Raw genomic sequence first — 26,705 nt, 5'->3', positions numbered from 1 at the left:
ATTTTTGCAGTGCATTTTTTATTCCAGTTTAATTCCCTTGCCCTGCAAATTATCTATACACTCAAGATAATAGCTGCCGTTATGTTCGGCATAGATGGGCTTCCGTACTTTAACAGCTTTCAAATTATCATAGGCAGGGCAGGTCTTGCCTCGGTAGTTCTTGTCCAGCCATTCAGGGCTTACCTTATATCCTCGCTGCTGCATCTCCTCCATAATGAGCCGGTGGTAGCGATAGAGAAGATAGGGAGAATAATTAAACACATAGTTGACGGTCGCATGTGGTCTGCCCCAGCCGTTTCCACGCAAGGCGCAGCATTCCCTATGCTGCCCCAAGAGCTGTTGCCGCGGCAGTTTGCCGATCATGTCTTCATGCCATAGTCTCATCTTTCCCCATCCTTAGAAGTAATATCAAGTTTGATATTAATCATCAAAAAAGAATATATCATTAGGAGTTCATAGTCAAGTTCTTTATTAAATTTATGCCGATAGTTTATTGACATGAAAAGTAAATTATCTTATATTTATATTATAAATCATACAAATTGTACTTTAAATATGGATTATCCAAAAGGAAAATATGCTTGGACGGTTAAAGTTGGAGAGAAAGGGCTATTTGTTATACCGAAAGAAGCCCGTGATGTTTTCAACATTAATCCAGGGGATACCTTGATTGTGTTGGGAGATATAAATCAAGGAATCGCCATTCCGCCTAAAAATATGTTCGCAAGTATTATCGAAAATATTTTTGGAGGCAATGTACCAAAGGAGGACGAAAAATGAGAGCCATTGCAACCTCACAGCTTACAAAAAAATACGGCAATATAGTTGCTGTAGATAATCTTAATTTAACTGTTGAGCATGGCGAATTGTTTGCCTTACTTGGTGTAAACGGAGCCGGGAAAACCACAACGATTAAAATGCTTTCTTGCCTAATAAAGCCCACGAGCGGCGATGCCTTATTGCTTGGTAACAGTATTATTTCTGACCCCCGTGCAATAAAGAAAAAAATCAATATCTCGCCTCAGGAAACAGCGGTAGCCGCTAATTTATCGGTTTTAGAAAACTTGGAACTTATTGCGGGAATCTACGGGCAAGACAGTAAAACAGCAAAGAAAAACGCTTACGAGATAGCTCAAAAATTCAAATTGGAAAATGAATTGAACAAAAAAGCAAAACTCTTATCGGGAGGTATGCAGAGACGCCTTTCTATTGCAATGGCTCTGATTTCAGATCCGCAGATTTTATTTCTTGATGAACCGACCCTAGGGCTTGATGTGCTGGCTCGCCGTGAGCTATGGGCATCCATTAAAGCATTAAAAGGAAAAGTGACGATCATTCTGACAACACATTATATGGATGAAGTTGAAACACTGTCTGACCGTGTCGGAATAATGTCAAAAGGCAAGTTAACGGCAATGGGCACGGTAGCGGAATTAACTATGCAAACCGATACGGCCAAGCTGGAGGATGCCTTTGTTGCGCTTTCAGGAGGTGTGCTATGAGAATACTTTTATTTGCAAAAAGAAATACAAAAGAAGTTTTGCGGGATCCCATCAATTTCTTTTTCGGTCTGGGATTTCCTCTCATACTGTTGGTACTACTATCCATTATCAATAATGCTATTCCCCCTGAAGCCGGAAATCCTATGTTTGAAATAAAAAATCTTGCGCCCGGCCTGGCAATGTTTGGGAGCGTATTTATGGCATTATTTGCCGGTATGCTGCTATCAAAAGACCGTACCTCATCTTTCTTAATGCGTTTGTTTACTTCTCCTATGACTTCCGGAGATTTTATTTTGGGCTACACTTTGCCCATGCTCGCTATGACGATAGCGCAGGCAGCGATAACCTTATTCGCTGCGGGAGCTTTCGGTCTTGAAATAACTATTCACTTTTTGTTTGCGATTATTGTAACAGCTTTGACATCTCTATTGTTCGTGGGAACAGGACTGCTTTTCGGCAGTCTTATGAGTGATAAGGCTGTCGGGGGCGTTTGCGGAGCTTTGTTAACAAATGTTGCCGGATGGTTATCAGGAGTATTTATTCCGATTGATCTAATAGGCGGAGCCTTTAAAGCAATAACAAATATTCTGCCCTTTTATCATAGTGCGGAAGCGATAAGGTCAACCTTAAGCGGTAATTTAGGTGATGTTCTTTTTCATTTGACTGTTGTAATGATTTATACGGTAGTTATCTTCGTTCTTGCTATCATTGTCTTTCAACGCAGGATAAACGGTGAGAAAGTATAAATCAAATCGGAATATCTAAGGCATAGGCTTTATTTAAAAAATGTTACAACAGAAAAAAAGGAGTTGAACAATATGAAAGACGAATGCATAGTATGTAAGGCTGCACTACAGTATCTCGAATACGATGAAATGATGGAGTGTTCGCTCTGCCGAAAAAAAGAATTAAGTAAAACCAAATGTAAAAAAGGCCATTATGTATGTAATGAATGCCATACAAAAGGTATGGATTCAATTATAGGCATCTGTTTAAACGAAAAAAGTAAGAATCCTATTGAAATTATTGAAAAGCTGATGGCTGCCCCATTTTGTCATATGCATGGACCCGAACATCATGTAATGGTCGGGTCTGCATTGCTGACAGCATATAAAAATGCAGGAGGAGATATTGATTTAGAACAAGATCTCATTGAAATGCAAAAGCGGGGGAAAAGTGTTCCGGGCGGAGTTTGCGGATTTTGGGGAGCCTGCGGCGCAGGAATAAGTACAGGCATGTTTGTTTCCATTATTTCAAAATCTACACCGCTTGAGAATGAACCATGGGGACTTTCAAATAGAATGACTTCTAAATCACTTGAAGCAATAGGAAATATCGGCGGACCAAGATGCTGCAAAAGAGACTCTTACATATCTTTGCTTAAGGCTATAGATTTTGTTAAAGAAGCTTTTAATATAAATATGGAGAAGTCAGAAATACACTGTACACACTACGAACAGAACAACCAATGTATAGGTGATAGATGTCCGTTTAGAAGAAAAATTGCTTTTCAAGAGGCTTTTTTTGTATAAATTATTAATTCATCTCCACGTTGTTAGGATTATTGAAAGTCCTTCCATTAAAACGCCGGAATTGAACAGCTTCCAAAATTGATATTTTATTCAGCTGTTCAATTTTAAATGATAGGAAAAGTGGGCCCAGCTGGACTTGAACCGGCGACCCGCGGATTATGAGTCCGCTGCTCTAACCAACTGAGCTATGGGCCCTTAAAAGAGTTTTGAGTATATCAAAAACTTAAAAATTTGTCAATCGGTTGATGAAAAATGTACATCCTTAGTCCTTTTTCATCTTAGAGTTTTGCATAAGCAAAACTCTCGAAGTTGGAACCACCGCCGTCCATGGCGGTTAATGAATATACATCCTTAGTCCTTTTTTATCGTCTATTTCCGGATTCGAGTATATTTGCTTCGTTATTTACCAAATTGGGGGAGGGGGCGGGGCCGAATTCGCTGACTCCGTATTTATCGAATTTTTCTGCCGGTTCTTTTAAAGGTGCCGAAAAGGCTAGGTCAATGTCCGAAAAAGAGGTACTCATCGAGATAAATTTTTTAGGCTTGGACGGCGAAAGGGCTAAGATTCTATCGGTATATGCTTCCCCCTCATATAAGAACTTTTCACATTTTTGTTTTGTTACAAAAAGGTTGCAATCCGCCTTTTGTTCGGCTATTTCGATTTTTGCCTTTGAGGTGTTTAAGCAAAAGTCTGCCGCAGTTACAATCCCGTTATTAAAGGTAAGGCTGCCGTTTGAAAGAGAAACCAGACTGTTTTTTAGTCTTGAGTTTATTACTTCTACAGTATTAAAATTCCCCGAAACCGAAAAATGGACGGCTTTTATGCCTTCAATTTTTATGGAAGAATGAGTTGCAAGAATTCTGCATGATTCAAGTAAAAAATCTTTCGGAACATAGATAAAAAGTTTTCCGCTTGCCGGTTTTATCTCGGTAAACCTTAACTTCTTTTTATGTTCAACTATCGAAAGTTTTGTGCCTGCGTTGAGCTCGGGTTTATAGGCTATTGTATCCCCTTCATATGGACTTATAAAAATATCGACTTCAGATACGGCCGCTTCTATGTTTACAACCCTTTTTTGAACCCTCGTCAACTCAACATCTTGAGCAAAAAGGGTAGGGCTGTAAAATAGAAAAAGAGAAAAAAGACATAAACCAAAAATTCTAACCTTCAATTTTTGCATTTTCGTTCCAATAATAGGAATCGGGATAATTTCTTTTGCCGAAAATTGCCGTACCTACTCTTATTAGGGTTGAGCCTTCTTCGATAGCAACTTCAAGATCTCCCGTCATTCCCATAGAAACAACCTCCATCGAAACATTGGGAATGTTTTTTTCGGTTATTTCTTTTCGAATTTTTTGCAGGAGCTTAAAACAAAGTCTCACCTTATCCATATCATCGGAAAAAAGTCCTATTGTCATAAGGCCTTTTATTTTTAAGCAGGGAAGTTTTGCAATTTTTTCGGTTAGAGCTAGAGCTTCTTCAGGCTTACATCCGAATTTGCTTTCTTCTTGGGAGGTATTTACCTGAATTAAAATATCCATGGACTTCCCTTCGGATTCAAGTCTTTTGCTAAGCTTTTCGGCTAGGTCCAGCCTGTCAACAGACTCAATGCAGTCGGCATATTTTATTACGTCCTTAATCTTATTGGTTTGCAAATGCCCTATAAAATGGGTTTCATGTTTTACCGATGAAAGAGGCTCATACTTTTCGCATAGCTCTTGAACCTTGTTTTCGCCTATTAAAAGTTCACCGTATTCAAAGGCCTTTAAGATTCTTTCCGGTGTAACGGTCTTTGTTGCCATAAGAAGTCTTACCTCTTTTATATTTCTTCCGCAGGCCTTACAAGCCTCTTCCATCCGTCTGTGCACTTCTTCCAAATTTATTTTAATATCGTCTTTCATTTTTCCTCCATAAACTTTTTACAGTAAATATCAATTCCTTTAGGCTTATCCCCTAGCTCCTACAAGATAAAGATACTGAATTGGAAGCCCATATATTTCAGCCTCTTCAAACCCTTCAATCATAGGAAAATAGGTATAGGTACGTCCGTCGATAAGTTCGATGGTAATAATAAAGCCGAACTCATCATTTAAGCTGTAGCTTGCTTTTTTTATATCTTTTAGGCTATGCGGTTCAATATATTCGGAATCTTCGTTTTGACCTGCAATAAGCTCACAAATAAATTGTTCCGTCCGTCCTTGGAGCATATCCATACATTGGAATGCGATATAGTCAGGTTTAATATACTGCAAACAAAAAGCCGCATCATGGGCATTAAGAGCTTTTACAAAACCGCTCAATAATATATTGTAAATATCTGACTCATCATCGGTTTCTTTTAGCACATAATCATTAATGCGGACAAATTTTTCATTTTTCCACTTAAAAATCATACAATCAAGCTGGTTTATCATTACCGCAAGCGAAGTATTGTCCCGCAGCGGATAAAAACGTATCAAATCATTCATACCTTCAAGTGCAGGGCTTTTTTTTACCTGTTCTTTTATTGCTTTTATGCCGAAATCATTTGTCTCGGAAAATTTGCCTTTATTGTAAAGGTAAAAGACCTCAGGCCCGGCACCGCCGTAGCTTACCAAAATAAGCTTTTTACCGCCTTTTACATCCCAATAGCACATTTCAAAACCGTACTCGCTTTTAAGGCTCAAATACCGGTTTTCATCATCGCAGACCTCAATGTACGAATCCCTGCGTGCCGTATCCAAGTTAAAATTGTCAAAAACAGGCTTTAATACCTTTTCAGGTAAGAGCTTAAAGAGCGTTTTGATTGTTACAGTGTCCTCTGCAAAAAGCAGAGAATTAAAACCCGCAAAAAGCACAAGGCTTATCATAACCAATGTGACGGCCTTTTTCATATAAAAATTTCCCCCTAGCTGTTGATTAAAATTAAGTTACGGTTAATTATAACACACTTTGCATCATTTTCCAAGTAAAATTATATTAAAATTAGATTGAATATCTACAGCCATCTCGCTCAATTGACTAAAATCGTTTTTTGATGTACAATAACAACTTGAGAATATTATGACTGAAAGACCTGTACAGAGTAAATTGAACAAGGCATTAAGCATCCTCAAGCAAGGAGACCTTAAGGGAACCTATGCCGAACTTGAAAGGCTGTTGAAGGATGACTTGGAAAATGCAGAAATTGTCTATACTCTAAAGGGTGTTCGCTTTTGGGATGATAAGTTAGAAAGAGCAAAAAAAGCTTCAACACCCTTAGAAAGGGCTGAGATGATGATTTCGCAGTGGAAACCTTTTTTGTCCTACATCCGCCGCCAAGGCGAAGAAAAAGAATCAATCATATATTCTTTGAAATGTGCCGTTTTTACGATTGCATTGGAGTTTTACGCCGATCTTTTTAATGAAGATTCGGAGCTGCCTGATTCTGAACCGTATCGTAAAATCGGGCTTTGCTATAAGGTTCTCGGAAATTATGAAAAGGCACTTGAGTTTTTGAAGTATGCCGCCGAGATCGACAAGAATTCGGGTGCCGTTTTAGCCGACTTAGCCGATTGTTATGCCCTTTATGGAGAAATAAAATTTGCAAAGGCTTTTTTTAGAGAGGCCTTTTTTATCGATCCTGACGGGATTGAGATGCAATTTCTCGAATCGGAAATTATTAATAGGCTCATCCATAAAGTCAATAGTCTTGGTTATAAGGCTGAAGAAATTGCCGATTGGGTTCCCGTTTACGGTGTTCTTGACGGAATTTTTAATGTAAAACGGGAACTTAGAGCTTTTGAAGTAGGACAGTTGAAGCAAAACATCTTTTTGATGGAAGGTGAGGTTCAAAATGCCTCTCAAGAGCAAAAAAACAAACTTGTACCGCGGTTAATAAACCATTACTTTTGGCTGATTGACCATTATGTAAGTGTAAATGAAAACAAGTCAAAAATAGATGACTTGCTTTTAAGAATAAAGATATTGGATCAAAATATATATAATTGCTATATGAGATAGCATATTTTCGGAGGATTTATGTCTGATATACAAAAACAATTGATAGAGATGCTCAATGAAGAAAAATGGACTAGAGCAGCTATAGGTAACTACACAACAAAGAATTTTGAAGATCTATATAAATTAGTATCTACAGCAAAAAAAGAAAATGTTGTGGACGAAATCAAGGAAATATGTGATGAACATTTAACACACACAAAAAACAGTATAATAGCTCTTTATATTTCAAGTATAATATCCCTTTCAAGTCAGCTCTTGGACGATTCAAATGTTGTAAACTTAATAGGAATATTTACCGACAACCATCGAACACAAATAGTCGAATATCTTTGTAAAAAGGTACTTGAGTATGGAGAGTCTAAATTTGCCCTCCGTACTCTAGCCGACTGCTATAAGGCTGCCGGAAGCGAAGACCTTTATGATATTTGGGAACGCTTGGTCAAGATAGATTATGATGAAGCCGAAATTGCAAAACTTTTGGCCGAAAAATACGAAAAAGACGGAAATACTGAAAAATCAATTGAATATTATAAAAAAGCCCTTTATCGTTTTATCAACCGTAAACAAATAAACGGTATAAAAGAAATCTGGTCAAAACTGGTAACCCTAATCCCCGATGAAATAGATTTTTTCTTCCGAATACAAGCTAAAATTACCGCCATTATGGACAGCGGTCGAAATTTCATATTGATGCAGGATGTTTATCAATATTACAGGGATAATGAAAACTGGGATATTTGTATAGATATTTTAAAACTAATTCTTTCCTATGATGAAAAAGACAGCTGGGCGCGTGAAGAAATTATTGAATGCTTTAAAAATAAGTATAAAGATCACAGCCAGCTTGCGGAATGTATTAAGGTTTCGGATTTAAGCCAGCCTTGGCGTCCCGTATTTGATGCTATTGCAGACTTTGAAAAGCATATTTCTTTTGATACGGGCTCCTTTGTATTCCATCGTACTTGGGGTGTAGGACGCATTGCTTCAATCAAAGATGACGGCTTAGTGATAGATTTTGCAAAAAAACGAGGGCACAGTATGAGCCTTAAAATGGGAATTACCGCCCTCCAAATTTTAGATAAGGAACATATCTGGGTATTAAAATCTACAATAAGCAAAGAAGTTCTTGCAAAAAAAATCAAGGGAGACCCCGAGTGGACGTTGAAGACTATCATAAAGAGCTTTGATAATAACTGCGATATGAAAAGGATTAAACAGGAAATTGTTCCCTCGCTTTTAACTACAGGCGAATGGACAAGCTGGAATACAAAAGCTAGAAAAGTCCTAAAAGAAAATCCTATGTTCGGTATAAATCCCGATAATATTGATTTTTACACTGTGCGTGAGCGCCCAATTGCCGCAGAAGAAAAACTTTCAAACGAATTTAAGGCTCAAAAGAGCTTTTTTGCCAGAATTGAGCTTCTTAATGCCTATGATACCTCCGAAAATTGTGATGACGAATCCGATACTTTCCGGGAAATGCTTGACTATTTTGAGGGCTTCTTAAAGGCCTTTAGTCAGGTAAATGAGCAGGTTGTTTGCGCCTATATTCTTGTTAAAGAATTTATTGCCGACAAGCAGCTTATATCTGCCGTAAAACAATATAACTTTGCAGAGCTTTACAGCCGCATTGAAGATCCTATGGAAGTTTATTCTCAAATAAAGGATAAGGTTTCAATAAAAGGACAAACTCTTCGTCAAAAATTCTTAAGATACATAAAAAATCTTATTCCGAATTGGGAAAAAGAATATATCAAACTGTTTCCTACCGTATTATCTTCAGAAATGTTGGATGCGTTAATAGAAGCCGGATCTACCGATGATGTAAAGAATTTGGTCAAGGACTGTTTTGAAAACTACCGAATTTATCGAAGTGCGGTTATTTGGTTCTTTAAAAATATTCAAGAAGAAGAATGGTTTAAAGAACTTGATATCAGTTTAGAGCAGCAGCTTATAGTGCTCATACACATTCTTGATATTACATACAGAGAAATTGCTTCAAGAAGAAATACAACCGAAAACCGAAAAATCAACCATCAGGTTCACACAATTCTGTTCGGCAAGGATGAACTCTTGCAAAACTTTATAATTGAAAGCGATGTAGATACAATAACGAGACTTTATACTCTCATAGGGGATATTAAAGACCTTGACCCAATGGTTAAAATGAATATTAGGGCTAAAATTGTTGAAAAACATAAGGACTTTAAATTCTTTGATATTGAAGAAAAGAGCGTTACCGCTCACGGCTTGATTGTTACTGCCAAGATGCTTGATCTTAAAAATAAAGAGCTTATTGAAATCAGAGATGTTAAAATTCCGCAAAATGCAAAAGATATCGGCTTTGCTCTTTCTCTCGGAGACTTGCGTGAAAATGCAGAGTACAAGGCTGCAAAAGAAGAGCAGTCCCGCTTGAGCAATGCTCTTACCAGATTGCAGGATGAACTTGATAGAGCTCAAATTTTCGATCCTACGACTGCTACTGCAAAGAAGGTCTACTTCGGCAGTAAGGTAAAAATTCTAAACAATTTGACAAATGAAGAAGAAGAGTATACAATTTTAGGCCCATGGGAATCGGATCCTGCAAACGGTATAATTTCTTATATGTCTCCCTTGGGAAACGGTTTGTTTAACCGCAAAAAAGGAGAAGAGGTTGAATTTGAAGTAAATGATGAAAAAAGGAGCTATAAGATTATAGATATTGCTATTGCGAATTTAAAATAATTCAGTTGGGGCATTGAGGTCTTTAGTTTAGGAGCTCAGTCCCCATAGCTGTATTCCGAAGGAGGAAAAAATGTTTAAACGAGTTTTGCTGTGTTTGTTTTTATTCGTTCTTTTTGTACCTATTCTTGCACAGACCCCGCCTAAAACAAATGCAGAAATTGTAATCTTAATGGACACATCCGGTACGATTCTTCCATATTACGAGGATATTAACAATCGTGTTTTGACGGAAATTAACGATAAATTTGTAAGAAGGGGTGATACCGTTCATGTTTTGTCCTTTAATGCGGATGCCCGTTATGAAATGTCTCAAAAAATTAATAGCGAAAAGGATATTTCCCGTGTTGTTTCAAGGTTTTTACTTTTATACCACTTAGGTAAGAGTTCCGATTTTTTAACGGGGCTTCAATATGCCCGACAATACGGTTCAAATTTGCCTGAAACAAAAGAGAAAATATTAATTATAATCTCGGATGGAATTTTTAATCCTCCTGCTTCAAGCCCGTATAAAAATTATACCGATGATCAGATAAAAAATGAAATAGGGCTCCTCGCAGGAAGTATTAGAAAAAGAGGCTGGAAAGTTTATTATGTTAAACTTCCTTATCCTGCCGATGCCGTAATACGAGGATTGGATGGCGAAGAATTTTATAATCCGGGTGATTCAGGTGTTTCTGGCGGCGCAGCGGGTATGGCCGGTTCCGAGAATTCCAATAGTGCCGGCGGCTCTTCAGCAAATAATGGCGGAACAAGCAGCGGCACATCAGGCGGCAGCTCTTCCGGCAGTACGGGAGGAACGGGCGGCTCTTCAGTAAATAATGGCGGAACAAGCAGCGGCGCATCAGGCGGCGGCTCTTCCGGCAGTACGGGAGGAGCAGGCGGCAGTTCTTCAGATTCGGGTTCGGGTCAAGGCAGCTCAAGCGGAGAAAGTCTTACAGATGTTTCAAAAGCTTTTAAGGATGCATCCGGGGCTTCAAGCAGCGAGCTTTCTAAGGATAAAAATGACAAGTTTACAATTACGGACAATGCCGAAAACCTACCGTTGGTAAGATTCCCCGAAGGGGGGCTTGAAGCTCACGGGAATAAGCTTGACTTTTCTTTTGACGTCACAAATAACTCCGAGGAAGATATAGAACTCCATTTAACACACATTGTAATTGATAATGGGGTAAATATAAATACCATACCTGTCGATTCACAGAATACAAAGATAAAATCGGGTGAAAAAAATGTTCCGATAAGAGTGTCGGCCGTGCTTCCGCCCGAATACAAAGACGGTAATTACAATATAATTATGCGTTTAGAATTTGAGGAAGGAAAGAGAGTTTTACCTCAAGTTCTTGAAACATCCTTGTCCGTATTCCCGACAACCTTCCAAAAACTAAAAGAATCTAACGGTATTTGGTTAATTCTCCTTGGAATTCTTTTATTGCTTCTTGTGATATTTTTGATTATATTCTTTGTGCGAAGACGAGGCTCAAGCTCTACAGGTAATAATGTCCGTTATGCCTCTGCAAATAATCAGCTTAATTACCAAGAAGAAGATAAACGCTATCCTCATCAGCTTTCTGAAGAAGATGACCATGCAAACCGCTTAAATGCTTTTAGCTCTTCATCGAATACTTCTATATATTCTGAAACCAAAAACTTTGCAGGGGACGGAAGTTCCATGTATTCTGCGGATAACTTGGATCGTGTTGCAGCCCAAAAACAAGATGATGAGATATTGCGAAGGCGTGTTCTGGCGGCTTCTTTTGCAGTAAAGGAACCGAGAGGCACATATATGTCTCCGGCTAACTTTTTTGAGACAGTCGAAATAAAGCGTAATCAGTCAGGTATGACTGAAATTTATGTTTTAAATCAAAATAGAAATATAGGAAGACGGAATATCCACATAATGAAACCCGGAACCAGTTTGACAATAGGGGGAGGTAAGACGGATAACTTCTTAATCTTCTTGGTCCCGTTCCCTTCTCATTTGGCCCAAGTTAGGTATGACGGTCAAGATTATCATCTGGCTATTCTTAAGCCTAAATATTTTCCATATGAAAAGTCGAATGTTATAAATAACTGTATCGGTAAAACAGTTACCATTGTATCGGATAAAGGATATCATGTATACTTTACCTTTAGGGAATATGAGAATCCGACTGAAAAGTTAAATAGTATTTTAACATCGATTAAGTACGATTAGCTGCTGTTTTATAATTATAAAAAAAGCCCGCAAGTCTTTAGGCTTGCAGGCTTTTTTTTATTCGGTTTTTAGCAATTCGGCTATCTCGGGCCTATTCCATCTGAGGGCAACCTGATAAGGCGTTTCACCTGCGGTGTTTTTTGCATAAATGTCTATTCCGGTAATGCTTATTAAATCTTTGACCGTTTGCATATCTGCAAATTTAGCTGCATAATGGACTATACCGTCACCAAGCGTATCGGTCTGTTTTAAAGAGAATTCTGCCGCAATCGGAACAAAATCGGTATGATTTGTAAAGATTTCCGTTATTGCCGATATACCTTTATTGTTTACGATAAAAGGATTTGCCCCTTCGGCTAAAAGAGTCCTTGTGCTTTCTTTTTGGTTGTTTTGGACTGCAAGTAAAACAGCCGTTTCTCCGTTTTTGTTTCTTTTATTTATAGGATAGCCTTTTTTTATAATTATTTGGAAGTAGTCCGGTCTTACTTTTTCTTTTACGGCTATGTGTAATGGCGTATCTCCGTCAGTGTCAGTTAAAAGACTGTCATTGCCCAACACAATATCTACGGTTTTTATATTTTTATTCAGAGCAAGTATAAAGGGTGTTTTTCCATAGGCATCACGGGCTAAAGGGTTGCCTCCTGCGGCACGTACAAGAATAAGGCTTTTTTCAGAAATTTCTACAGCTTCATGAAGGGGCGTCCTGCCGTACATATCCTGTTGAACGGGGGAGGCGCCGTTTTTTAATAATAATTCTATAGCTTCGGTTTGATTTGCAAGGACAGCTTCAGATAAAGGAGACTTTCCTGTTTCGTCCGCTGAATTTACGTCTACCTTAGCCTTTAAAAATATATTTATAAACCTTATTTCTCCCTGTTTTGCGGCTTCATGTAAAACCGTTTTTCCTGCAAAGTTTTTTGCATTTAAAAGTTTTGCATATTCATCAGCGTCATTGCTTAAAATAAAATCTGCGGATTTATATGCTGACCATCTTACTGCGGCATGCAAAATCGTATTCCCCATAAAATCTCTGGCATCTATGTCGGCTTTTTTGTTCGTTCCGTTTTTAAGTAATGTTTTTAAAACCGATGGATTGTCCGACTTTACTGCACTAAAAAGAGGTGTTTCGTTATTTGCATTCCGTGAATTTATATCGGCTCCTTTATCGAGCAGATAGATCATCATTGGAACAATCTGCCATTCGGCTGCAAGGTGAAGGGGGGTATTTCCTGCTCCATCCTTAGCGCCTATTGTATGCGAATTTATCATCCAATCTTCTCTGCCGTCCCCTAAGGTCATAGCAAATTTTAAGGGACTTTCACCGCTTAAGTTTGCATAAAATATATCGGCATTATTTGCTATCAATATTTCGCCTGCTTCACGGTAGTTTTTTTCGACTGCGATATGAAGGGGCGTGTTCCCCAGCTTATCACGTGTATTTATCAAGCTGTTTTTTTCTACCAAATAATAAATAATATCGGAACTTGCCCTATGACTTACAGCTAAATGAAGAGGGGTTGACCCTTCGGAATCTCTGTCGGCACTGTTTTTTTCGGTAACAACATGTTCGACCATCGGCAGTCCCATACTTAATGAATGGATAAAGGCTGATTCTCCTGACTTATCCTCTGCATGAATATCGGCGCCATGATTTATTAAAAAATCTACTTGCTGTGTTTGGTTCCGTTCTATGGCTAAAATAAGAGGTGTTTGTCCCTTTTTATTTCTCTCATTTATGTCGGCACCGGATTTTAGGAGCTGGTCGAGAATATCATCATCCATACCGATTCGGGCTGCAATGTGGAGAGGTGTTTCACCATAGTTATCTTTTAGATTAGGATTGGCTCCCGCAGTAATAAGCTCATTAAATAGTTTTGAGCGTGAGGCCTCCGGCATAACCAAATGGAGGGCTGTGTTTCCTGAGGAGTTACGGCTATTGGGATCGGCTCCGGCTTGTAAAAGCAATATAGCAGCTTCTACTTTTCCGCTATAAACGGCTTCCTGCATTGCCGTTGAGCTTGAAATATCTTTTACATCGATTGGAACTTTATTTTTAATTAAAAAGTTTAAAAATCCCGTATAACCTTTTCTTGCAAAAATATGAAGCAGGGTTTCACCGTCTCCGAAACGCATTGAATAATTTCGGGCAAGGGAGGCTGTTTCGAATTCGGCAAAGTCTTTTCCCATCGGGTGTATGCCGGCAAGTAAAAGCATAGAAGCGATTTCGGCGGCTGTTTCGGAATCAGTGTATTTGTAGGCTATGCCGAGGGGGCTTAAATCCTCTTCATTATATTCTGTTCCGGGGGAGACTATAGCTAAAATTTGTTCCGTAAGTTGTTTATCCAATGCTTCTACTGCAAGATGCAGGGCTGTGTTTTGATTTTCATCTTTTTGCTTTACGGTTTGAGCCGTCAAAATTAAATTGGAAACATTTTTTTTACAGGCTGTATCGAAAGGCTTTTCGCCCTCATTATCTTTAGCAAATATATTTGCGTTGTATTCAACTAGAACCTTAACGGCATCATAGGCCGAATTGTTTAGAGCTGCTTGAAGAGGTGTTGCTCCCGTGTTATTTTGTGCTTCCAGATCAGCGTCCATATTTATTAAAAGGCGCACAATTACAGTATCGTTTTTAATAGCTGCGATATGTAAAAGGGTATTCCCATCCTCATCCCTCATATTTACGGCAGAACCGTTAAGTCTTTCCTGTAATTCTTCCGATTTTCCTGCTTTTATAAGATCAATTAAAGTTTCTTCTTTTGGTGCAGGCGTTGTTTTACATGACATAAGATTTACCGCAATTAAAACTAAAATAAATGCGAGTTTAAATAATTTTTTGGTTTTAAGAATAATATTTTGCATAAGCGTATAGTCTCCCCGCTTTAATATCGGCTTTAATCAAATTCTCTTTAGAATGGTGATTAAAAGAGAGGAATGTTTTACTTATTTTGAACTGCAGCTTCAATAAAATCCCTAAACAAGGGATGAGGCTTATTAGGCCTTGAAGCAAATTCCGGATGGAATTGAACGGCCACAAACCAAGGATGGCTTTTTAGCTCAACAATTTCTACCAAGTTACGTTCAGGATTAAAGCCGGAAAAGACCATATCCGAATTATTAAATTTTTCTCTATAAATATTGTTAAACTCATATCTGTGGCGGTGTCTTTCCTTAATTTCGTGGGATTTATAGGCTTTTTCTGCAAGAGTTCCTTCCGTTATCATACATCTGTAAAGGCCTAGCCGGAGGGTTCCGCCGATTTTTACATCTTTTTGATCGGGCATCAGGTCGATAACCGGATTTTTTGCATTTTTATCGAATTCGGAAGAATTTGCTTCTTCAATATGCAGGGCGTTTAGGGCGTATTCGATAGCCGCAATCTGCATACCTAAGCAAATTCCGAAATATGGAATTTTATTTTCGCGGGCGAATTGAGCCGTTAAAAGCATTCCGTTGATACCTCGGTCACCGAAACCTCCCGGCACTATAATACCGTCTGCATCCTTTAAAAAGGCTGCTGCGTCATCTTTGGTTTCTATTTTTTTTGAATCGATCCAAATAAGTTTGATTGAAGTCTTATGGTAAATACCTGCCGCAGTTAAGGCCTCTACAACGCTTAGATAGGCATCGGGGAGCTCTACATATTTTCCGACGAGGGCTATGGTTATTTCTTTTTCGGGCTTGTAGTAGGTTTGCACCATTTTTTTCCATTCTTCAAGATTAGGTTTTTTGTTTTCGATATTGAATAGTTTGCACAAAACCTTCCCAAGGCCCGCTTCTTCCAGCATTAAAGGAACCTCGTAGATAGACCTTGCCGTCAAATTTTCGATTATTGCATCCTGCGGGATGTTGGAAAAAAGGCTTAATTTTTCTCTTACCGGTTTTGAAAGGCGTTTTTCGCTTCGGCAAATTAGAATGTCCGGCTGGATACCGAAACTCAAAAGCTCTTTTACGCTGTGCTGCATCGGCTTTGTTTTGATTTCGCCGCATTCTTTTAGATAGGGTAAAAGACCTAAGTGAACGAACATGCAGTTTTCTTTTCCGACGGTGTACCTGATTTGGCGGATAGCTTCGATAAAGGGGAGGGCTTCTATATCTCCCACAGTACCGCCTATTTCGGAAATAACAAAGTCGGCTTCCGTTTGTTCGGCTGTTCCTATGATTCGGGATTGGATTTCGTCGGTAACATGGGGAACAACTTGGACGGTTCCGCCGTTATAGCCTCCGGCTCTTTCCCTGTCCAAGATGGCAAGATAAACTTTTCCGGCTGAGGTACTGTTGAATTTATGCAAGGGAACATCGGTAAATCTTTCATAATGTCCTAGATCTAGATCCGTTTCGCCCCCGTCTTCCGTAACAAAGACTTCACCGTGTTGGTAGGGGTTCATAGTGCCCGGATCCACGTTTAAGTAAGGATCGAATTTTTGATTGACTACGGAATAGCCCCGGCTTTTTAAAAGCATTCCTATTGAAGCAGCCGTTAAGCCTTTCCCTAAAGATGAAACAACTCCGCCTGTTATAAAAATAAATTTAGATTTCATAATTTTCTCCCGACCAAAAAAAAACGGCTGAGCCTCTTGTCGGCTTCCAACCGTGCTTTAGTATAACCTATTTTTCATTTATTCGCAAGGGTACCGATACAACTATTTAACAAGGTTTTTACACGATGCCCTAAAATAAAAATTAAATTTGCCGATGCTTAAAGATATTAAAAGTGGTGCATTTAAATTTATACAAACAAATATCCTGCCTAAATAGTACCGTAAATATTAAATTATGTATAAAAACAAAAACTTGTGGGGTAAATGTATGTGTAAAAGTAAAGACAAACCGGATATGGAGAAAAACAGCAAAATAGCTGAAAAAGTTTTTATAGAAAAAAGAATAAAACTTTTTTTAAAAGCAGCAAAAGAGCATCCCGAAAGATTCCGATACGGGATAAAGCCTTTTAATTGCAGGCCGAACTTGTTAATAAAGTATCTAAATGATTCTAAAAAGATATAGGGAATCTTTAAAACCTAAAGTTATACTTTCAATAAAATTCGACAACCGTAGAAATCTTCAGATTTCGAGGCTGTCGAATTGTGCCGCTTAAAATAAGCCTTCTCTTTTTGAATGAGTTGTCCGCAAAACCGGTAAAAGTTTGTCTGTTAGCAATATATTTTGGCTGGGAGGGAAAGCGGGAGAATGGCGTTTTTTAAGAGGCTATTTGGAAAATTCTTGAAAGTCTATCTGATAACAATAAGATAGTACGGAAGTATGAATAACTAACTGCTAATCTGTTTTTTTAATTTTTTCAGTTACTTTTTTCATTATTTTATGCACAAAAATCAAATTAAATGACATTGTAATAATACATAATACAGACGAAATTACTATGCTAAAGAATGTATATTTAAAAGTATAGATTGCTTTATTTATTATAAATATGCTTACCGGTAAAAGGATTATACTTGATGCTAATATAGGTCTAATATCTATTTTTTACCCGTAGTGGATGCCGTTACACGGCTACATAACGCAAAAAAAGATGGAGTGTGCGTGCGAGCTGTTGAAGCAAAGCAATCTCTATGTTGCGGAAATTGCCTACCGGCTCGGTTATAAAAATGCGGGAAGTTTTTCCGTTCAATTCAAAAACTATACCGGTGTACTGCCGTCGGAGTACCGTACTCATCCTCCAATCGAAGCTGAAAAGCAGCCGATTACTTTTGTATGACTTTAAGGTGCCACCCGAGTATGCGCTTTTTCATTCCCGCAATGTCGAGGACTCCTTCGGCAAAGCCCTTGCGCACCAATTCTTCCGGAACGTATTCATCGTATTTTTCAAAAACGGGAACTTCTTTCGGATAGACAAGCTCTATCGGATTGAATTCCGTTTCGGCTTCTTCTGCAACAATTTTGAAAAATTCTTCTTCGCTCGCCTGCATCGTAAACTGCATATAATATGGGCGGGACGGATTTAAGCCTTTTAATCCCAGCCGCTTTGTGCAGCGCAGTTTTAAAAAGCGTTCGAGCGCAAGAAAGGCGTAGGTTCCCAGCCACGGGAACAGTGCCCACATTTTGCCTCCGAGATTGATAAGCGGCCGATTTTGCATGAGCGCCTTTGCAAAGGTTTCCCGTGCATCGGCAAGGCGGCAGACGGCGTGCCGCATCAAATACGGATAGGCTTTGTCTTCCGAAAGAACGCCGTACATCCGCTCCAAAATGTGCGTGTGTATGTCGCCGGCAACATCGCCGAAATACGCGGGGATATTGCCTTTAACCAACGTGCAATATACTTCACGTTTTTTATGGTCCACTTCGTCGACCGCCCATACGCGGCCCGCAATGGCGATTTTGTCTCCCGCAGGCGGCGGCTTTACAATGGTGCCGAGCTGCTCCGAGCCTGAGCGCACGGTGTATTCGATGTTTTCCTGAAACACCGCGTAGAATTTGTAATCGTTGACGATTCGCTCGCCTGCAAGTCCGACAATGAGCCCTCCGTTTTCCGTACGGTTTATGTGATCGATTTCGAGCAAGTGCCGAAGCAGCACGCGGTAATCGTCTTGAGTGATTCGATGAAAAGCCGACAACGGCAAAACTCTGGACGCAAGTTCGGCGGGCGTCATTTCTCCGCGGGAAGCGAGCGTACTCATCGTTTGATGATAGAGCAGACTGAAAGGCAGCCGTTGTGTCCTCGGCGGTTCAACAAAGCGCTCTTCGACATACAGCTGTACGAGTGCGACGCCCTGAATGAGATACCACGGAATCATATCAGGCAGCATGGCTCTCGCTTCGGGGTGATCTTCGCGCATGACGAACCACATTTCGGAAGGATTGCCGCGGCGGCCGGTGCGGCCCATGCGCTGCAAAAAGCCCGAAATGGTAAACGGCGCATCTATCTGAAAAGCGCGCTCAAGTTTGCCGATGTCGATGCCAAGCTCTAGCGTTGCCGTAGCGCAAACGCTCATAAGCGAATCGTCGTCCTTCATTTCTTCTTCGGCGCTTTCGCGATAAGAAGCGGAAAGGTTTCCGTGGTGGATAAGAAAGCGGTCGGCTTCGTGATTCGCTTCGCAGTATTGGCGCAGGTATTGGCACACGGACTCGCATTCTTCGCGGGAATTGGTAAACACGAGGCATTTTTTTCCGCGCGTGTGTTCGAATATGTATCCGATGCCGGGGTCGGCGGCCTTCGGTGCCGTGTCGGTTGCGGGCTCTATAATCGGCGCTTCCGAAAAGGCCTCTCTGCCCTCGTCGGCTTGCGGAGCGGTATTGAAAAAATGCTCCATAGAAAGTCGCCACACTTCCTTTCCGCCGTCAAAACGGGGAATGACCGTCTTTTTGCTGCTGCCCGCCGAAAGAAATTTTCCGGCTTGTTCGGGATTTCCGATGGTCGCGGAAAGCCCGATGCGTCTGGGGTTACACGATGCGGTTTTGCACAGCCGCTCGATAAGGCAAAAAGTCTGCAAGCCGCGATCGGAGCGGAGAAGCGAGTGTATTTCGTCGATGACGATAAAGCGCAGATCGCCGAAAAGCGAAGGGATTTCCATGTGCTTGTTGATCATCAAGGATTCCAAAGATTCCGGCGTTATCTGCAATATGCCCGCCGGTTTTCGCAGGAGTTTCCGCTTTTGAGACTGCGGCACATCTCCGTGCCAGCGCGTAACGGGTATTCCGGCTTCTTCGCACAATTCGCCCAATCGTCCGAACTGGTCGTTGATGAGCGCTTTGAGCGGAGCGATATACAAGACGCCGACGGACGAAGACGGATTTTCTGCAAGCAGGCTCAAAATCGGAAAAAATGCCGCTTCCGTTTTTCCCGATGCGGTTGACGCGGTCAAAAGAACGTTGTCATCCATATTAAAAAGAGCGTCCCCTGCGGCATTTTGCACGGCGCGCAGCATTTGCCATCCCGAACGGTAGATATAGTCCTGTATAAACGGTGCGTATCGGCTGAAAACATCCATAGCGGTCTTTTCCTTACACGCTGAATTCTACAAAAGTGCCGTCCGCTTTGTCCGATACCGCTTCGGTTTTGGCGTAGGAAAATTCATCGGAATTCAGCAATTGTTCTATGGTCATGGACGGATTTTGATACAAAAGATTCAACAGTTCGATAAAATCCCGAATCACTTCGCGCGGAGTTATATTCAAATCCGCACCGATGCGCTCGTATTCGATGCGGATAAAAACGGCCAGATCGTCCGTCGTAACATTCCTTTCGTATCCGTACAGATCGGCATGCATGGCGGCGAGCTTTTCGCACAGGATGAGCATTTCTTCGGCGGTAAGCGGCTCCAAGCGGATGACCGGCGCCAATAAATCACGCGCTCCGGGTTTTGAAAATTTTCCTTCCGCAAGGCGCGAGCGCAGCGCTTCATAGCTGTATACACCGCGCCGCTTATCCTCGACTGCCTGCGGTGTGGCGCCCATGAGGATGCCCACATATTTCGCCTTACCCTGCAGGGTATCGTTATACATGGTCAGCAGCTTTTCATAATTGTACTGCCTTGTGATTGAATTGGGAATTTTGTATATGTTTACGAGTTCGTCGATGATGATCATCATGCCGGTGTAACCGGCCAAACGGAAAAAGGCTGCGAAGAGTTTGAGATAATCGTACCAATCATCATCGGAGATGATAATGTTGACGCCCAGCTCTTCTTTTGCTTCGCGCTTCAAATTGTATTCGCCGCGGAACCAGCGCACAACCTTCGCCTTCAGCGCATCGTCTCCGTTCACGTAGGCATGATAGTACGCCGAAAGGAGCTTTGCGAACTCGAAGCCGTGCACCAGTTCGCTGACGGAGGAAGTAACCGCGTAGATTTTTTTGTCCACCGACGCCGTGAGCGCGGGATCGCCCGGTACGGCGCCGCTTTCGTTTACGGCTTCACTCTGCACGCTGCTTATCCAGCGGTCGAGCACTAAAGTGAGCGCGCCGCCTTCGGGCTTTGTCTTTGTGGACAGGTTGCCGATGAGTTCGCGGTAGGTGGCAAGTCCTTGCCCCTGCGTTCCCTGCAGCCTCCGTTCGGGCGAAAGATCGGCGTCGGCGACGACAAAGCCCCGCTCCATGATGTGGTTGCGGATTGTCTGCAAAAGAAAGCTTTTGCCCGAACCGTATCGTCCCACGATAAAGCGGAAGGACGCGCCTCCTTCCGAAATAATATCCACGTCGTGAAGGAGCGCTTCAATTTCGTTTTTCCGCCCGACGGTGATGTACGGAAGACCGATGCGGGGAACGACGCCGCCTTTCAGAGAATTCAGCACGGCTTGAGCGATTCTCTTCGGCACTTTTCTGTTTTCTTCGTTCATTGTATGTTTCCTCCGAGTATGCGGCCTATGTCTTCGCGGTAGTCTTCCACAAGCGTAAGGTCGCCGTTGTCGCATTCCACGGCGATGTCGCCGATTGTATCGAACAGGGTTTCGTTTAAAGAATCGGCAAAAATTTCAGCCATTTCGTTCCGAGCTTTTAAAACGCTCTTTACGGATTCTCCGCGCAAAAGCAGCATCAGGATGTCCGCCTGTTCCGCAGTGATCGGCATGGCGGGAATTTCGCCGCCGGAAGCGGCTTCGTCTCGGAATGCCGGTTCGTCGGACGTGCGATTTTTGCATGCGCTGTTTTCACGCGCCGCTTTTTCTGCGTGCGCTTGATTTTCCCGATTGTTTTTATCCGTTTTTTCGTCCGCTTTTTCTTCTTCGGTTAAAAGGCTTTCACGGGTTTGGAGCGCATCTTTTCGGATCCTGTCAAGGTCGCCGAAGCGGATTGTAACCTTAGGCTTCAAGGCTTCCGCTTGCAATCGCTTTTCGGCAGCAATCACGTCTTCGATGAGAGCGGCGGCCCACGCGTCTTCCGGTCTTTCTTTTAAGGGGCGGCCCGCATTCAAATAGATACGGAGCCTTCGCTCGGCTTCGCGCAGTAAGCCTTCGAAAAGCGCCTTGTCATAGTAAAGGCTGTGATAACAGCGCTCTTTCCACTTTCCGCCGCGGCAGATATACCGATGACATTCGTTAAGCACATAATCGGCGTTTATCACCGGCTTAGGATTCCAATAGACTGCGTTTTCGAGCGGATGCCAGCTGAATTCTCTTTGCCTGCCGAAGCACGCGGTAAAAAAATCTTTTCCGTCTTTTTTATACTGTGATGCGGCATAACGCCATACCGCGGCGAATAAGCGTTTTGCGCCGGCTTCGGACTTTTTAAAAACCGCTCCGTTTTGTATCTTCGCCCCGCCGAATACGCATAGCGCGCCGAACAGTCCGTCATCGCTATACTGTGCCGGCTTGCGGAGAACCAAAAGTGCGACATCCCGTTTTAATGTTTCCGCATTCGCATATCGGACGGCCGTTTCGGGAGCGGCGCCTCCGGTAACGGCAAGTTCGTGCATCCAGCGGCGCAGATTTTTGCGCATGCCGCCGTCTCCGATGCCGGAATCGATAAAGCCGTTTTCAAACGCTTCCATTTTGCAAAGAGCGTCTTCAAGCGAAGATGTGCCGATGCCGTTTAAAAGTTCGTAAAGATACAGGTACGCAAGCGATGCGGCGATCGGTTCATAGACGCCTTTTCGAACCTTCGTCCTCCACGTAAAATAGCCGCGGAGCTGCTTTACGCTCAAATCGTGATAGACGGTAAAATATCGATGAAATTCGCCGTTCCACGGAGCATCGTCTTCGTAATCCTCCATGAATTTTGCCTGCACGTAGAAATTCCGGCATTTTTGGCGGAACGAACCGTCTCCGTACCGGTAGAGCTTTATCATTTTGCGAATTTTTTCAGGGATTTGAGCGGGCTGCAAAGAAGACGCCGGCTTTGAAAACGGAATCGCCGATGCGTGATATTCCGCCTGTGCCGCCGGCAAATCGCTTGCGAGCACAATCGTAAATCCGCTTTGCTCGGCAATGTGATGTTTTTCTTTTGCGTATATCGTCAGATCCCGTAATCGCATTTTTCGGTCTTTCTTTTTCAATGATGGTCTTAAAATTATACCGGTATATAAAAATGTGTCAAGGTATTAAAATCGACATAAAATGCGGTACCTTGACAGAAATCGAAATAACAAGTACAATTTTATTATGTTGGACTATAAATTTATTAAAGAAAATCTTGAAGCCGTAAAACAAAATATTAAAAACCGGCATATGAATGCGGATGCCGATAAGGCAGTGGAACTATATGATAAGCGTACTGCTCTTGTTACGTCTTTACAAAATCTGCAAAAAGAACGAAACGATAATTCTCAGTCAATGAAGCAAAAATTAAGTTCCGAAGAAAGACAAAAACTGGTCGATCAAGGAAAAGCTATAAAAGAAAAAATTGCTCAAGTAGAAGCCGATCTTGCTGAAGCCGAAAAAGCTCTGCATGAGGCTGTAAGTAAAATTCCGAATATGGCTCATCCCGAAGCCCCCGTCGGCAAGGAAGATTCCGACAATTTGGAAGTTAAGCGGTCAGGCAGCATTCCTAAGTTTGACTTTGAACCTAAAGATCATGTTCAGTTAGGCCAAGATTTGGATATAATCGACTTTGAAGCGGGTACGAAAGTTTCAGGCGTTAAATTCTATTTTTTAAAAAACGAAGCCGTATTTTTAGAGCAGGCTCTGACGATGTACGGTCTTAACATATTGCGGAAACACGGGTTTAAACCCTTTATCACGCCGGATGTTGCAAAAGAAGAAATTTTATACGGTATCGGCTTTAATCCGCGAGGAGAAGAATCTAACGTATATTCTCTTGAAGGCGAGGGATCTTGTTTGGTTGCAACTGCCGAGATTACTCTGGGCGGCTATCACTCGGATGAGATTATCAAAAAAGAGAGCTTGCCCTTAAAATACTGCGGCCTTTCCCATTGCTTTAGGCGTGAAGCGGGAGCCGCCGGACAGTTTTCAAAGGGGCTTTACCGCGTACATCAGTTTTCAAAACTTGAAATGTTTGTGTATTGTACGCCGGAAGAATCGGATGCTATCCATGAAGAGCTCCGCTTAATTGAAGAAGAAATATTTAACGGCTTGGGAATTCCCTTTAGGGTCGTTGATACTTGTACCGGAGATCTGGGTGCCCCTGCCTATCGAAAGTGGGATTTGGAAGCATGGATGCCCGGAAGAAACGGAGGAGAATGGGGCGAGGTTACCTCTACTTCAAACTGTACCGATTATCAATCCCGCCGTTTAAATATACGCTACAAGGATGATGACGGTAAAAATAAATTCCTTCATACCCTAAACGGAACAGCTCTTGCTATGTCCAGGGCTATGATAGCCGTTTTGGAAAACTATCAGCAAGCTGACGGTTCCATTAAGATACCTGAAGTACTTGTTCCCTATTGCGGTTTTGATAGAATCGGCTAAAACGATGCAAGTACCGCCGCTTAAAATAAAGGGCCGATAATTTTTTTAAATAATTATCCTTGGTATATAAAAAAGCCGGAACATAGTCCGGCTTTTTTTATGTTTTTGATGTAAGCTCCGAAATATCTTTTTTCCATTGGTAGAGCCTATTTTTATCTTCCCATTCAATTAGTTTTATGATTTTAAAGTTTTTACGAATTTTAGGATTTTCAAAATAGACCACGGCAAAGTTTCCGTTTCCTATGTATATAATTTCTTCCCCTTCTTTTATTTCTTCCGCTTTTTTTAAAAATTCTATAACACAGTCAAAGTGTGCAGGCAGGCCGCTTTCTTTATCGGCAATTGCCGAACTTAAATCCTGTATAATTTCCCCGCATTTTGAGCATTTGTATTCGGGATATTCTATCTTTTTTAAAGCCGGCTCTCTATTTTTAAAAGCCGACTCTCTGTTTTGATTGTGAAAAATCTTGGTTTTTTTTATTTGTCCGTCAATAGGGCTTTTTTGAGGGGCGTCATCGCCCTGTTTTTCCGTCCTTTGACTTTTCATAGGTTTAAACCTTCTTTTACTCATACTCTTATCCTCTTTTTGCAATCCATACTTTCGTAATCGAGTCCGCCGTTCAAAATTCTTTCCGTTATAATTGAAGCCAGTCTATAAATAGCGGCATTTATGTACTCGGGGTCTTCAAGTTTTAATTCCATTGCATGAATTTCCTCATCCGTTAATGCGGCATTATGGGTAGAGGTATTTTTTTTATGTGGGAATAAATTCACACTAGTCATAGCAATCTCCAAAGGCATCTTTTAAATGCAGTATCTCAAGCGGTTGTTCCAAAAAAGGGTTTGATCTTAATACGACCACATCAAATCTTATATACATCTTATTATATTTTCGATTGTTTGCAAGAAAATGTTTAGCTGTTTTTATAATACGTTCTTGTTTTTTTTATTGATAATAAGATCCAGATCGGATAATTCCGTTTTTAATAAGGTTTTTACTTCTATAAAAACCAATATTTCTTCGGAAAAAGGTGAACTGTTTTTATCCAAAGCAATTATATCTATTTCTCCCGTGCGGGTTCGCCAGTTGCGTTCTAAAATGAGGTAGCCTTTACTTGTAAGCCATTCGGATATGCGGTTTTCTCCTTTTATGCCGAGAGAATCCATTATTTATTTCTGTAAGCCCTCGGATCAATCGCCCGAACTATAAAAAGGTTTTTATTTTTCTTTAGATCGAGCGGCTCGGAATCTTCATTTAAAACTTCTCCTGTTGCATCGATTAAGACCCTAACAAAGGGACGTATGGGTGCTTCAGGCGAGCTTTTTACTACTCGGGCAAGTGAGGCATCATTCATTAAAACGATGGAGCCTATGGGGTATATGCCTATGCTTCTTATCATAACTTTTATTATTTCGGGATCAAAAATTCGGGCATTATCGGCCAGAAGATTTTTCATGGCTTGATAACCCAGCATTAAATCTCTGTATGGTTTAGGTGTTATCATCGCAACAAAAGCGTCTGCAACTGTTATGATTCTTGCACCTATATCTATTTCCTTTCCTGAAAGGCCGTTAGGATACCCCTTGCCGTCCCATCTTTCATGATGCTGCATAATGCTCAAAGCAATTTCTCGTGTGTACATAAGCTCGCTCATAGCTGTTCTGTATCCATAGGCCGTATGAGCAGCAACTGCTTGTTTTTCAACATCAGTTAAGGTATCGGTTTTGTTTAATATCTTTTGCGGTATTTTCATCATTCCTATATCGTGCAGCAAAGCGGCTATAGTGATTTCGTTTATTCTGTTTTTTGGGAGATCCAGGGCCTCACTTAAAATGATGGTCAAGATGGCCGTATTTACGGAAGATCGGGCAAGGCTGTCTTCTTCAAGTTCCGTTCCCAATATAAAGCCTACACAAAGAGGCGGATTTTTTCTTACTAATTCTATCAACTCTTTTGCATGATAGCTTACAGGCATATTATCTACGGGTTGCCGTGCTTTAAAATTTTCAAATATTTTTTCAATTTTTTTTATAATTTCCAAATATTCCGTATAGAGTTGCATGGATCGGGAATCTTTTGTAAGTTTTAAAATACAGTCGGCAGAAATTTCTTCAATTTCGGATCTTTTAATTTTAGTACCGTTGATGGGATATTCTTCCTTATCTTCTTCTATTTCCTCAGCATCTTCAACAGCTTCAACCTCTTCTATTTCATCAAGTTCCGCTATTTCATCATCTAAGGTCTCGCCCTCGGGTACGGGATCTCCGGCTGTAACGACATACTGAATTTTCCATCTTTTTAAGGTGTTTAACTCATCGTCGCTTAAAGGTGTACCTCTAAGAAGAAGCATGTTGCGTCCGTCGTCAAAGAATACGGGAGCCGAAAAACGTTCCCCGATCTTAAGGTCAGCCGTTTTAATTTTTTTTAACATTTTAAAACTCCTTGTTTAACA

22 protein-coding genes, 1 tRNA gene and 1 pseudogene are annotated in these 26,705 nt (G+C 41.1%); 10 read left to right on the top strand and 14 right to left on the bottom strand.

What is annotated here, in order from left to right:
• Window positions 1-18 precede the first annotated feature (18 nt).
• Complete coding sequence (locus JO40_RS01755; RefSeq protein ID WP_044977617.1) at window positions 19-384, bottom strand: TIGR02328 family protein; 366 nt, start codon at window positions 382-384, stop codon at window positions 19-21.
• Window positions 385-555: 171 nt separating this feature from the next.
• Here JO40_RS01755 and JO40_RS01750 point away from each other — a divergent pair, with 171 nt between their 5' ends.
• The 4 genes from JO40_RS01750 to JO40_RS01735 all read left to right on the top strand — a co-directional run bounded on the left by JO40_RS01750 (window position 556) and on the right by JO40_RS01735 (window position 3,034).
• Window positions 556-780, top strand: coding sequence for an AbrB/MazE/SpoVT family DNA-binding domain-containing protein (locus JO40_RS01750; protein ID WP_044979668.1), 225 nt, complete (start codon window positions 556-558; stop codon window positions 778-780).
• Entirely contained in the window at window positions 777-1,502 is a 726-nt protein-coding gene (locus JO40_RS01745; protein ID WP_044977616.1) for an ABC transporter ATP-binding protein, read from the top strand. Before JO40_RS01750 ends, JO40_RS01745 begins: the two co-directional genes overlap by 4 nt.
• Window positions 1,499-2,248 carry an ABC transporter permease gene (locus JO40_RS01740; protein WP_044977615.1) on the top strand — a complete coding sequence of 250 codons (750 nt, stop codon included), beginning with the start codon at window positions 1,499-1,501 and terminating at the stop codon, window positions 2,246-2,248. Before JO40_RS01745 ends, JO40_RS01740 begins: the two co-directional genes overlap by 4 nt.
• A gap of 72 nt (window positions 2,249-2,320) precedes the next feature.
• Window positions 2,321-3,034, top strand: coding sequence for a DUF5714 domain-containing protein (locus tag JO40_RS01735; RefSeq protein ID WP_044977614.1), 714 nt, complete (start codon window positions 2,321-2,323; stop codon window positions 3,032-3,034).
• Window positions 3,035-3,155: 121 nt separating this feature from the next.
• On the opposite strand, the gene JO40_RS01730 is transcribed toward JO40_RS01735, so the two are convergent.
• The 4 genes from JO40_RS01730 to JO40_RS01715 form a co-directional block, all read right to left on the bottom strand.
• Window positions 3,156-3,229, bottom strand: a tRNA-Ile gene (locus JO40_RS01730).
• A gap of 167 nt (window positions 3,230-3,396) precedes the next feature.
• Window positions 3,397-4,215, bottom strand: coding sequence for a DUF4097 family beta strand repeat-containing protein (locus tag JO40_RS01725; protein ID WP_044977613.1), 819 nt, complete (start codon window positions 4,213-4,215; stop codon window positions 3,397-3,399).
• The gene (locus JO40_RS01720; RefSeq protein WP_044977612.1) at window positions 4,196-4,936 is read right to left on the bottom strand and encodes a YggS family pyridoxal phosphate-dependent enzyme; all 741 of its coding nucleotides are present in this window, start codon (window positions 4,934-4,936) and stop codon (window positions 4,196-4,198) included. Before JO40_RS01720 ends, JO40_RS01725 begins: the two co-directional genes overlap by 20 nt.
• A gap of 45 nt (window positions 4,937-4,981) precedes the next feature.
• On the bottom strand, window positions 4,982-5,908 hold the full coding sequence (locus tag JO40_RS01715) for a hypothetical protein (RefSeq protein ID WP_044977611.1): 927 nt from the start codon (window positions 5,906-5,908) through the stop codon (window positions 4,982-4,984).
• Between the two features lie 169 nt (window positions 5,909-6,077).
• On the opposite strand from JO40_RS01715, the gene JO40_RS01710 reads away from it, so the two are divergent.
• From JO40_RS01710 to JO40_RS01700, 3 genes are all read left to right on the top strand, one after another.
• Entirely contained in the window at window positions 6,078-7,016 is a 939-nt protein-coding gene (locus JO40_RS01710; protein WP_044977610.1) for a tetratricopeptide repeat protein, read from the top strand.
• Between the two features lie 18 nt (window positions 7,017-7,034).
• On the top strand, window positions 7,035-9,740 hold the full coding sequence (gene greA, locus JO40_RS01705) for a transcription elongation factor GreA (RefSeq protein WP_044977609.1): 2,706 nt from the start codon (window positions 7,035-7,037) through the stop codon (window positions 9,738-9,740).
• Between the two features lie 70 nt (window positions 9,741-9,810).
• Complete coding sequence (locus tag JO40_RS01700; protein WP_044977608.1) at window positions 9,811-11,934, top strand: vWA domain-containing protein; 2,124 nt, start codon at window positions 9,811-9,813, stop codon at window positions 11,932-11,934.
• Between the two features lie 57 nt (window positions 11,935-11,991).
• Here JO40_RS01700 and JO40_RS01695 read toward each other — a convergent pair whose 3' ends face one another.
• A complete protein-coding gene (locus JO40_RS01695) occupies window positions 11,992-14,796 on the bottom strand; it encodes an ankyrin repeat domain-containing protein (RefSeq protein WP_044977607.1) in 2,805 nt (934 codons plus the stop codon).
• A gap of 77 nt (window positions 14,797-14,873) precedes the next feature.
• Complete coding sequence (locus tag JO40_RS01690; protein WP_044977606.1) at window positions 14,874-16,475, bottom strand: CTP synthase; 1,602 nt, start codon at window positions 16,473-16,475, stop codon at window positions 14,874-14,876.
• A gap of 268 nt (window positions 16,476-16,743) precedes the next feature.
• Here JO40_RS01690 and JO40_RS01685 point away from each other — a divergent pair, with 268 nt between their 5' ends.
• On the top strand, window positions 16,744-16,938 hold the full coding sequence (locus JO40_RS01685; protein WP_044977605.1) for a hypothetical protein: 195 nt from the start codon (window positions 16,744-16,746) through the stop codon (window positions 16,936-16,938).
• A gap of 493 nt (window positions 16,939-17,431) precedes the next feature.
• Complete coding sequence (locus tag JO40_RS12995) at window positions 17,432-17,650, top strand: helix-turn-helix domain-containing protein (RefSeq protein WP_044977604.1); 219 nt, start codon at window positions 17,432-17,434, stop codon at window positions 17,648-17,650.
• On the opposite strand, the gene JO40_RS01675 is transcribed toward JO40_RS12995, so the two are convergent.
• The 3 genes from JO40_RS01675 to JO40_RS01665 are packed head-to-tail and all read right to left on the bottom strand — an operon-like array spanning window position 17,637 to window position 22,877.
• Window positions 17,637-19,880: a DEAD/DEAH box helicase gene (locus tag JO40_RS01675; protein WP_044977603.1), complete on the bottom strand. Its 2,244-nt coding sequence runs from the start codon at window positions 19,878-19,880 to the stop codon at window positions 17,637-17,639. The genes JO40_RS12995 and JO40_RS01675 overlap by 14 nt on opposite strands.
• Window positions 19,881-19,893: 13 nt before the next feature.
• The gene (locus JO40_RS01670) at window positions 19,894-21,225 is read right to left on the bottom strand and encodes an ATP-binding protein (protein WP_044977602.1); all 1,332 of its coding nucleotides are present in this window, start codon (window positions 21,223-21,225) and stop codon (window positions 19,894-19,896) included.
• Complete coding sequence (locus JO40_RS01665; RefSeq protein WP_049992329.1) at window positions 21,222-22,877, bottom strand: TerB N-terminal domain-containing protein; 1,656 nt, start codon at window positions 22,875-22,877, stop codon at window positions 21,222-21,224. Before JO40_RS01665 ends, JO40_RS01670 begins: the two co-directional genes overlap by 4 nt.
• 106 nt (window positions 22,878-22,983) lie before the next feature.
• On the opposite strand from JO40_RS01665, the gene serS reads away from it, so the two are divergent.
• On the top strand, window positions 22,984-24,252 hold the full coding sequence (serS, locus tag JO40_RS01660) for a serine--tRNA ligase (RefSeq protein ID WP_044977601.1): 1,269 nt from the start codon (window positions 22,984-22,986) through the stop codon (window positions 24,250-24,252).
• Window positions 24,253-24,349: 97 nt separating this feature from the next.
• On the opposite strand, the gene JO40_RS01655 is transcribed toward serS, so the two are convergent.
• The 4 genes and pseudogenes from JO40_RS01655 to JO40_RS01640 form a co-directional block, all read right to left on the bottom strand.
• On the bottom strand, window positions 24,350-24,823 hold the full coding sequence (locus JO40_RS01655; protein WP_049992328.1) for a hypothetical protein: 474 nt from the start codon (window positions 24,821-24,823) through the stop codon (window positions 24,350-24,352).
• On the bottom strand, window positions 24,820-25,035 hold the full coding sequence (locus tag JO40_RS01650) for a hypothetical protein (RefSeq protein WP_044977600.1): 216 nt from the start codon (window positions 25,033-25,035) through the stop codon (window positions 24,820-24,822). Before JO40_RS01650 ends, JO40_RS01655 begins: the two co-directional genes overlap by 4 nt.
• Window positions 25,028-25,419, bottom strand: a pseudogene (locus JO40_RS01645) (YraN family protein). The gene JO40_RS01650 and the pseudogene JO40_RS01645 overlap by 8 nt, the downstream one beginning before the upstream one ends.
• Complete coding sequence (locus JO40_RS01640) at window positions 25,419-26,684, bottom strand: cyclic di-GMP phosphodiesterase (RefSeq protein ID WP_044977599.1); 1,266 nt, start codon at window positions 26,682-26,684, stop codon at window positions 25,419-25,421. Before JO40_RS01640 ends, JO40_RS01645 begins: the two are co-directional and overlap by 1 nt.
• Window positions 26,685-26,705 lie beyond the last annotated feature (21 nt).

The sequence above is a fragment of the Treponema putidum genome, from assembly GCF_000755145.1.
Classification (GTDB): domain Bacteria; phylum Spirochaetota; class Spirochaetia; order Treponematales; family Treponemataceae; genus Treponema_B; species Treponema_B putidum.
Note: the sequence above shows the minus strand (reverse complement) of the source record. Positions and strands in the feature narration are given on the sequence as shown.

Bases quoted from the DNA above. Each gene is read 5' to 3' on its own strand.
- JO40_RS01755 (WP_044977617.1), bottom strand. From the start codon at position 384: ATGAGACTATGGCATGAAGACATGATCGGCAAACTGCCGCGGCAACAG.
- JO40_RS01750 (WP_044979668.1), top strand. From the start codon at position 556: ATGGATTATCCAAAAGGAAAATATGCTTGGACGGTTAAAGTTGGAGAG.
- JO40_RS01745 (WP_044977616.1), top strand. From the start codon at position 777: ATGAGAGCCATTGCAACCTCACAGCTTACAAAAAAATACGGCAATATA.
- JO40_RS01740 (WP_044977615.1), top strand. From the start codon at position 1,499: ATGAGAATACTTTTATTTGCAAAAAGAAATACAAAAGAAGTTTTGCGG.
- JO40_RS01735 (WP_044977614.1), top strand. From the start codon at position 2,321: ATGAAAGACGAATGCATAGTATGTAAGGCTGCACTACAGTATCTCGAA.
- JO40_RS01725 (WP_044977613.1), bottom strand. From the start codon at position 4,215: ATGCAAAAATTGAAGGTTAGAATTTTTGGTTTATGTCTTTTTTCTCTT.
- JO40_RS01720 (WP_044977612.1), bottom strand. From the start codon at position 4,936: ATGAAAGACGATATTAAAATAAATTTGGAAGAAGTGCACAGACGGATG.
- JO40_RS01715 (WP_044977611.1), bottom strand. From the start codon at position 5,908: ATGAAAAAGGCCGTCACATTGGTTATGATAAGCCTTGTGCTTTTTGCG.
- JO40_RS01710 (WP_044977610.1), top strand. From the start codon at position 6,078: ATGACTGAAAGACCTGTACAGAGTAAATTGAACAAGGCATTAAGCATC.
- greA (WP_044977609.1), top strand. From the start codon at position 7,035: ATGTCTGATATACAAAAACAATTGATAGAGATGCTCAATGAAGAAAAA.
- JO40_RS01700 (WP_044977608.1), top strand. From the start codon at position 9,811: ATGTTTAAACGAGTTTTGCTGTGTTTGTTTTTATTCGTTCTTTTTGTA.
- JO40_RS01695 (WP_044977607.1), bottom strand. From the start codon at position 14,796: ATGCAAAATATTATTCTTAAAACCAAAAAATTATTTAAACTCGCATTT.
- JO40_RS01690 (WP_044977606.1), bottom strand. From the start codon at position 16,475: ATGAAATCTAAATTTATTTTTATAACAGGCGGAGTTGTTTCATCTTTA.
- JO40_RS01685 (WP_044977605.1), top strand. From the start codon at position 16,744: ATGTGTAAAAGTAAAGACAAACCGGATATGGAGAAAAACAGCAAAATA.
- JO40_RS12995 (WP_044977604.1), top strand. From the start codon at position 17,432: ATGCCGTTACACGGCTACATAACGCAAAAAAAGATGGAGTGTGCGTGC.
- JO40_RS01675 (WP_044977603.1), bottom strand. From the start codon at position 19,880: ATGGATGTTTTCAGCCGATACGCACCGTTTATACAGGACTATATCTAC.
- JO40_RS01670 (WP_044977602.1), bottom strand. From the start codon at position 21,225: ATGAACGAAGAAAACAGAAAAGTGCCGAAGAGAATCGCTCAAGCCGTG.
- serS (WP_044977601.1), top strand. From the start codon at position 22,984: ATGTTGGACTATAAATTTATTAAAGAAAATCTTGAAGCCGTAAAACAA.
- JO40_RS01655 (WP_049992328.1), bottom strand. From the start codon at position 24,823: ATGAGTAAAAGAAGGTTTAAACCTATGAAAAGTCAAAGGACGGAAAAA.
- JO40_RS01650 (WP_044977600.1), bottom strand. From the start codon at position 25,035: ATGACTAGTGTGAATTTATTCCCACATAAAAAAAATACCTCTACCCAT.
- JO40_RS01640 (WP_044977599.1), bottom strand. From the start codon at position 26,684: ATGTTAAAAAAAATTAAAACGGCTGACCTTAAGATCGGGGAACGTTTT.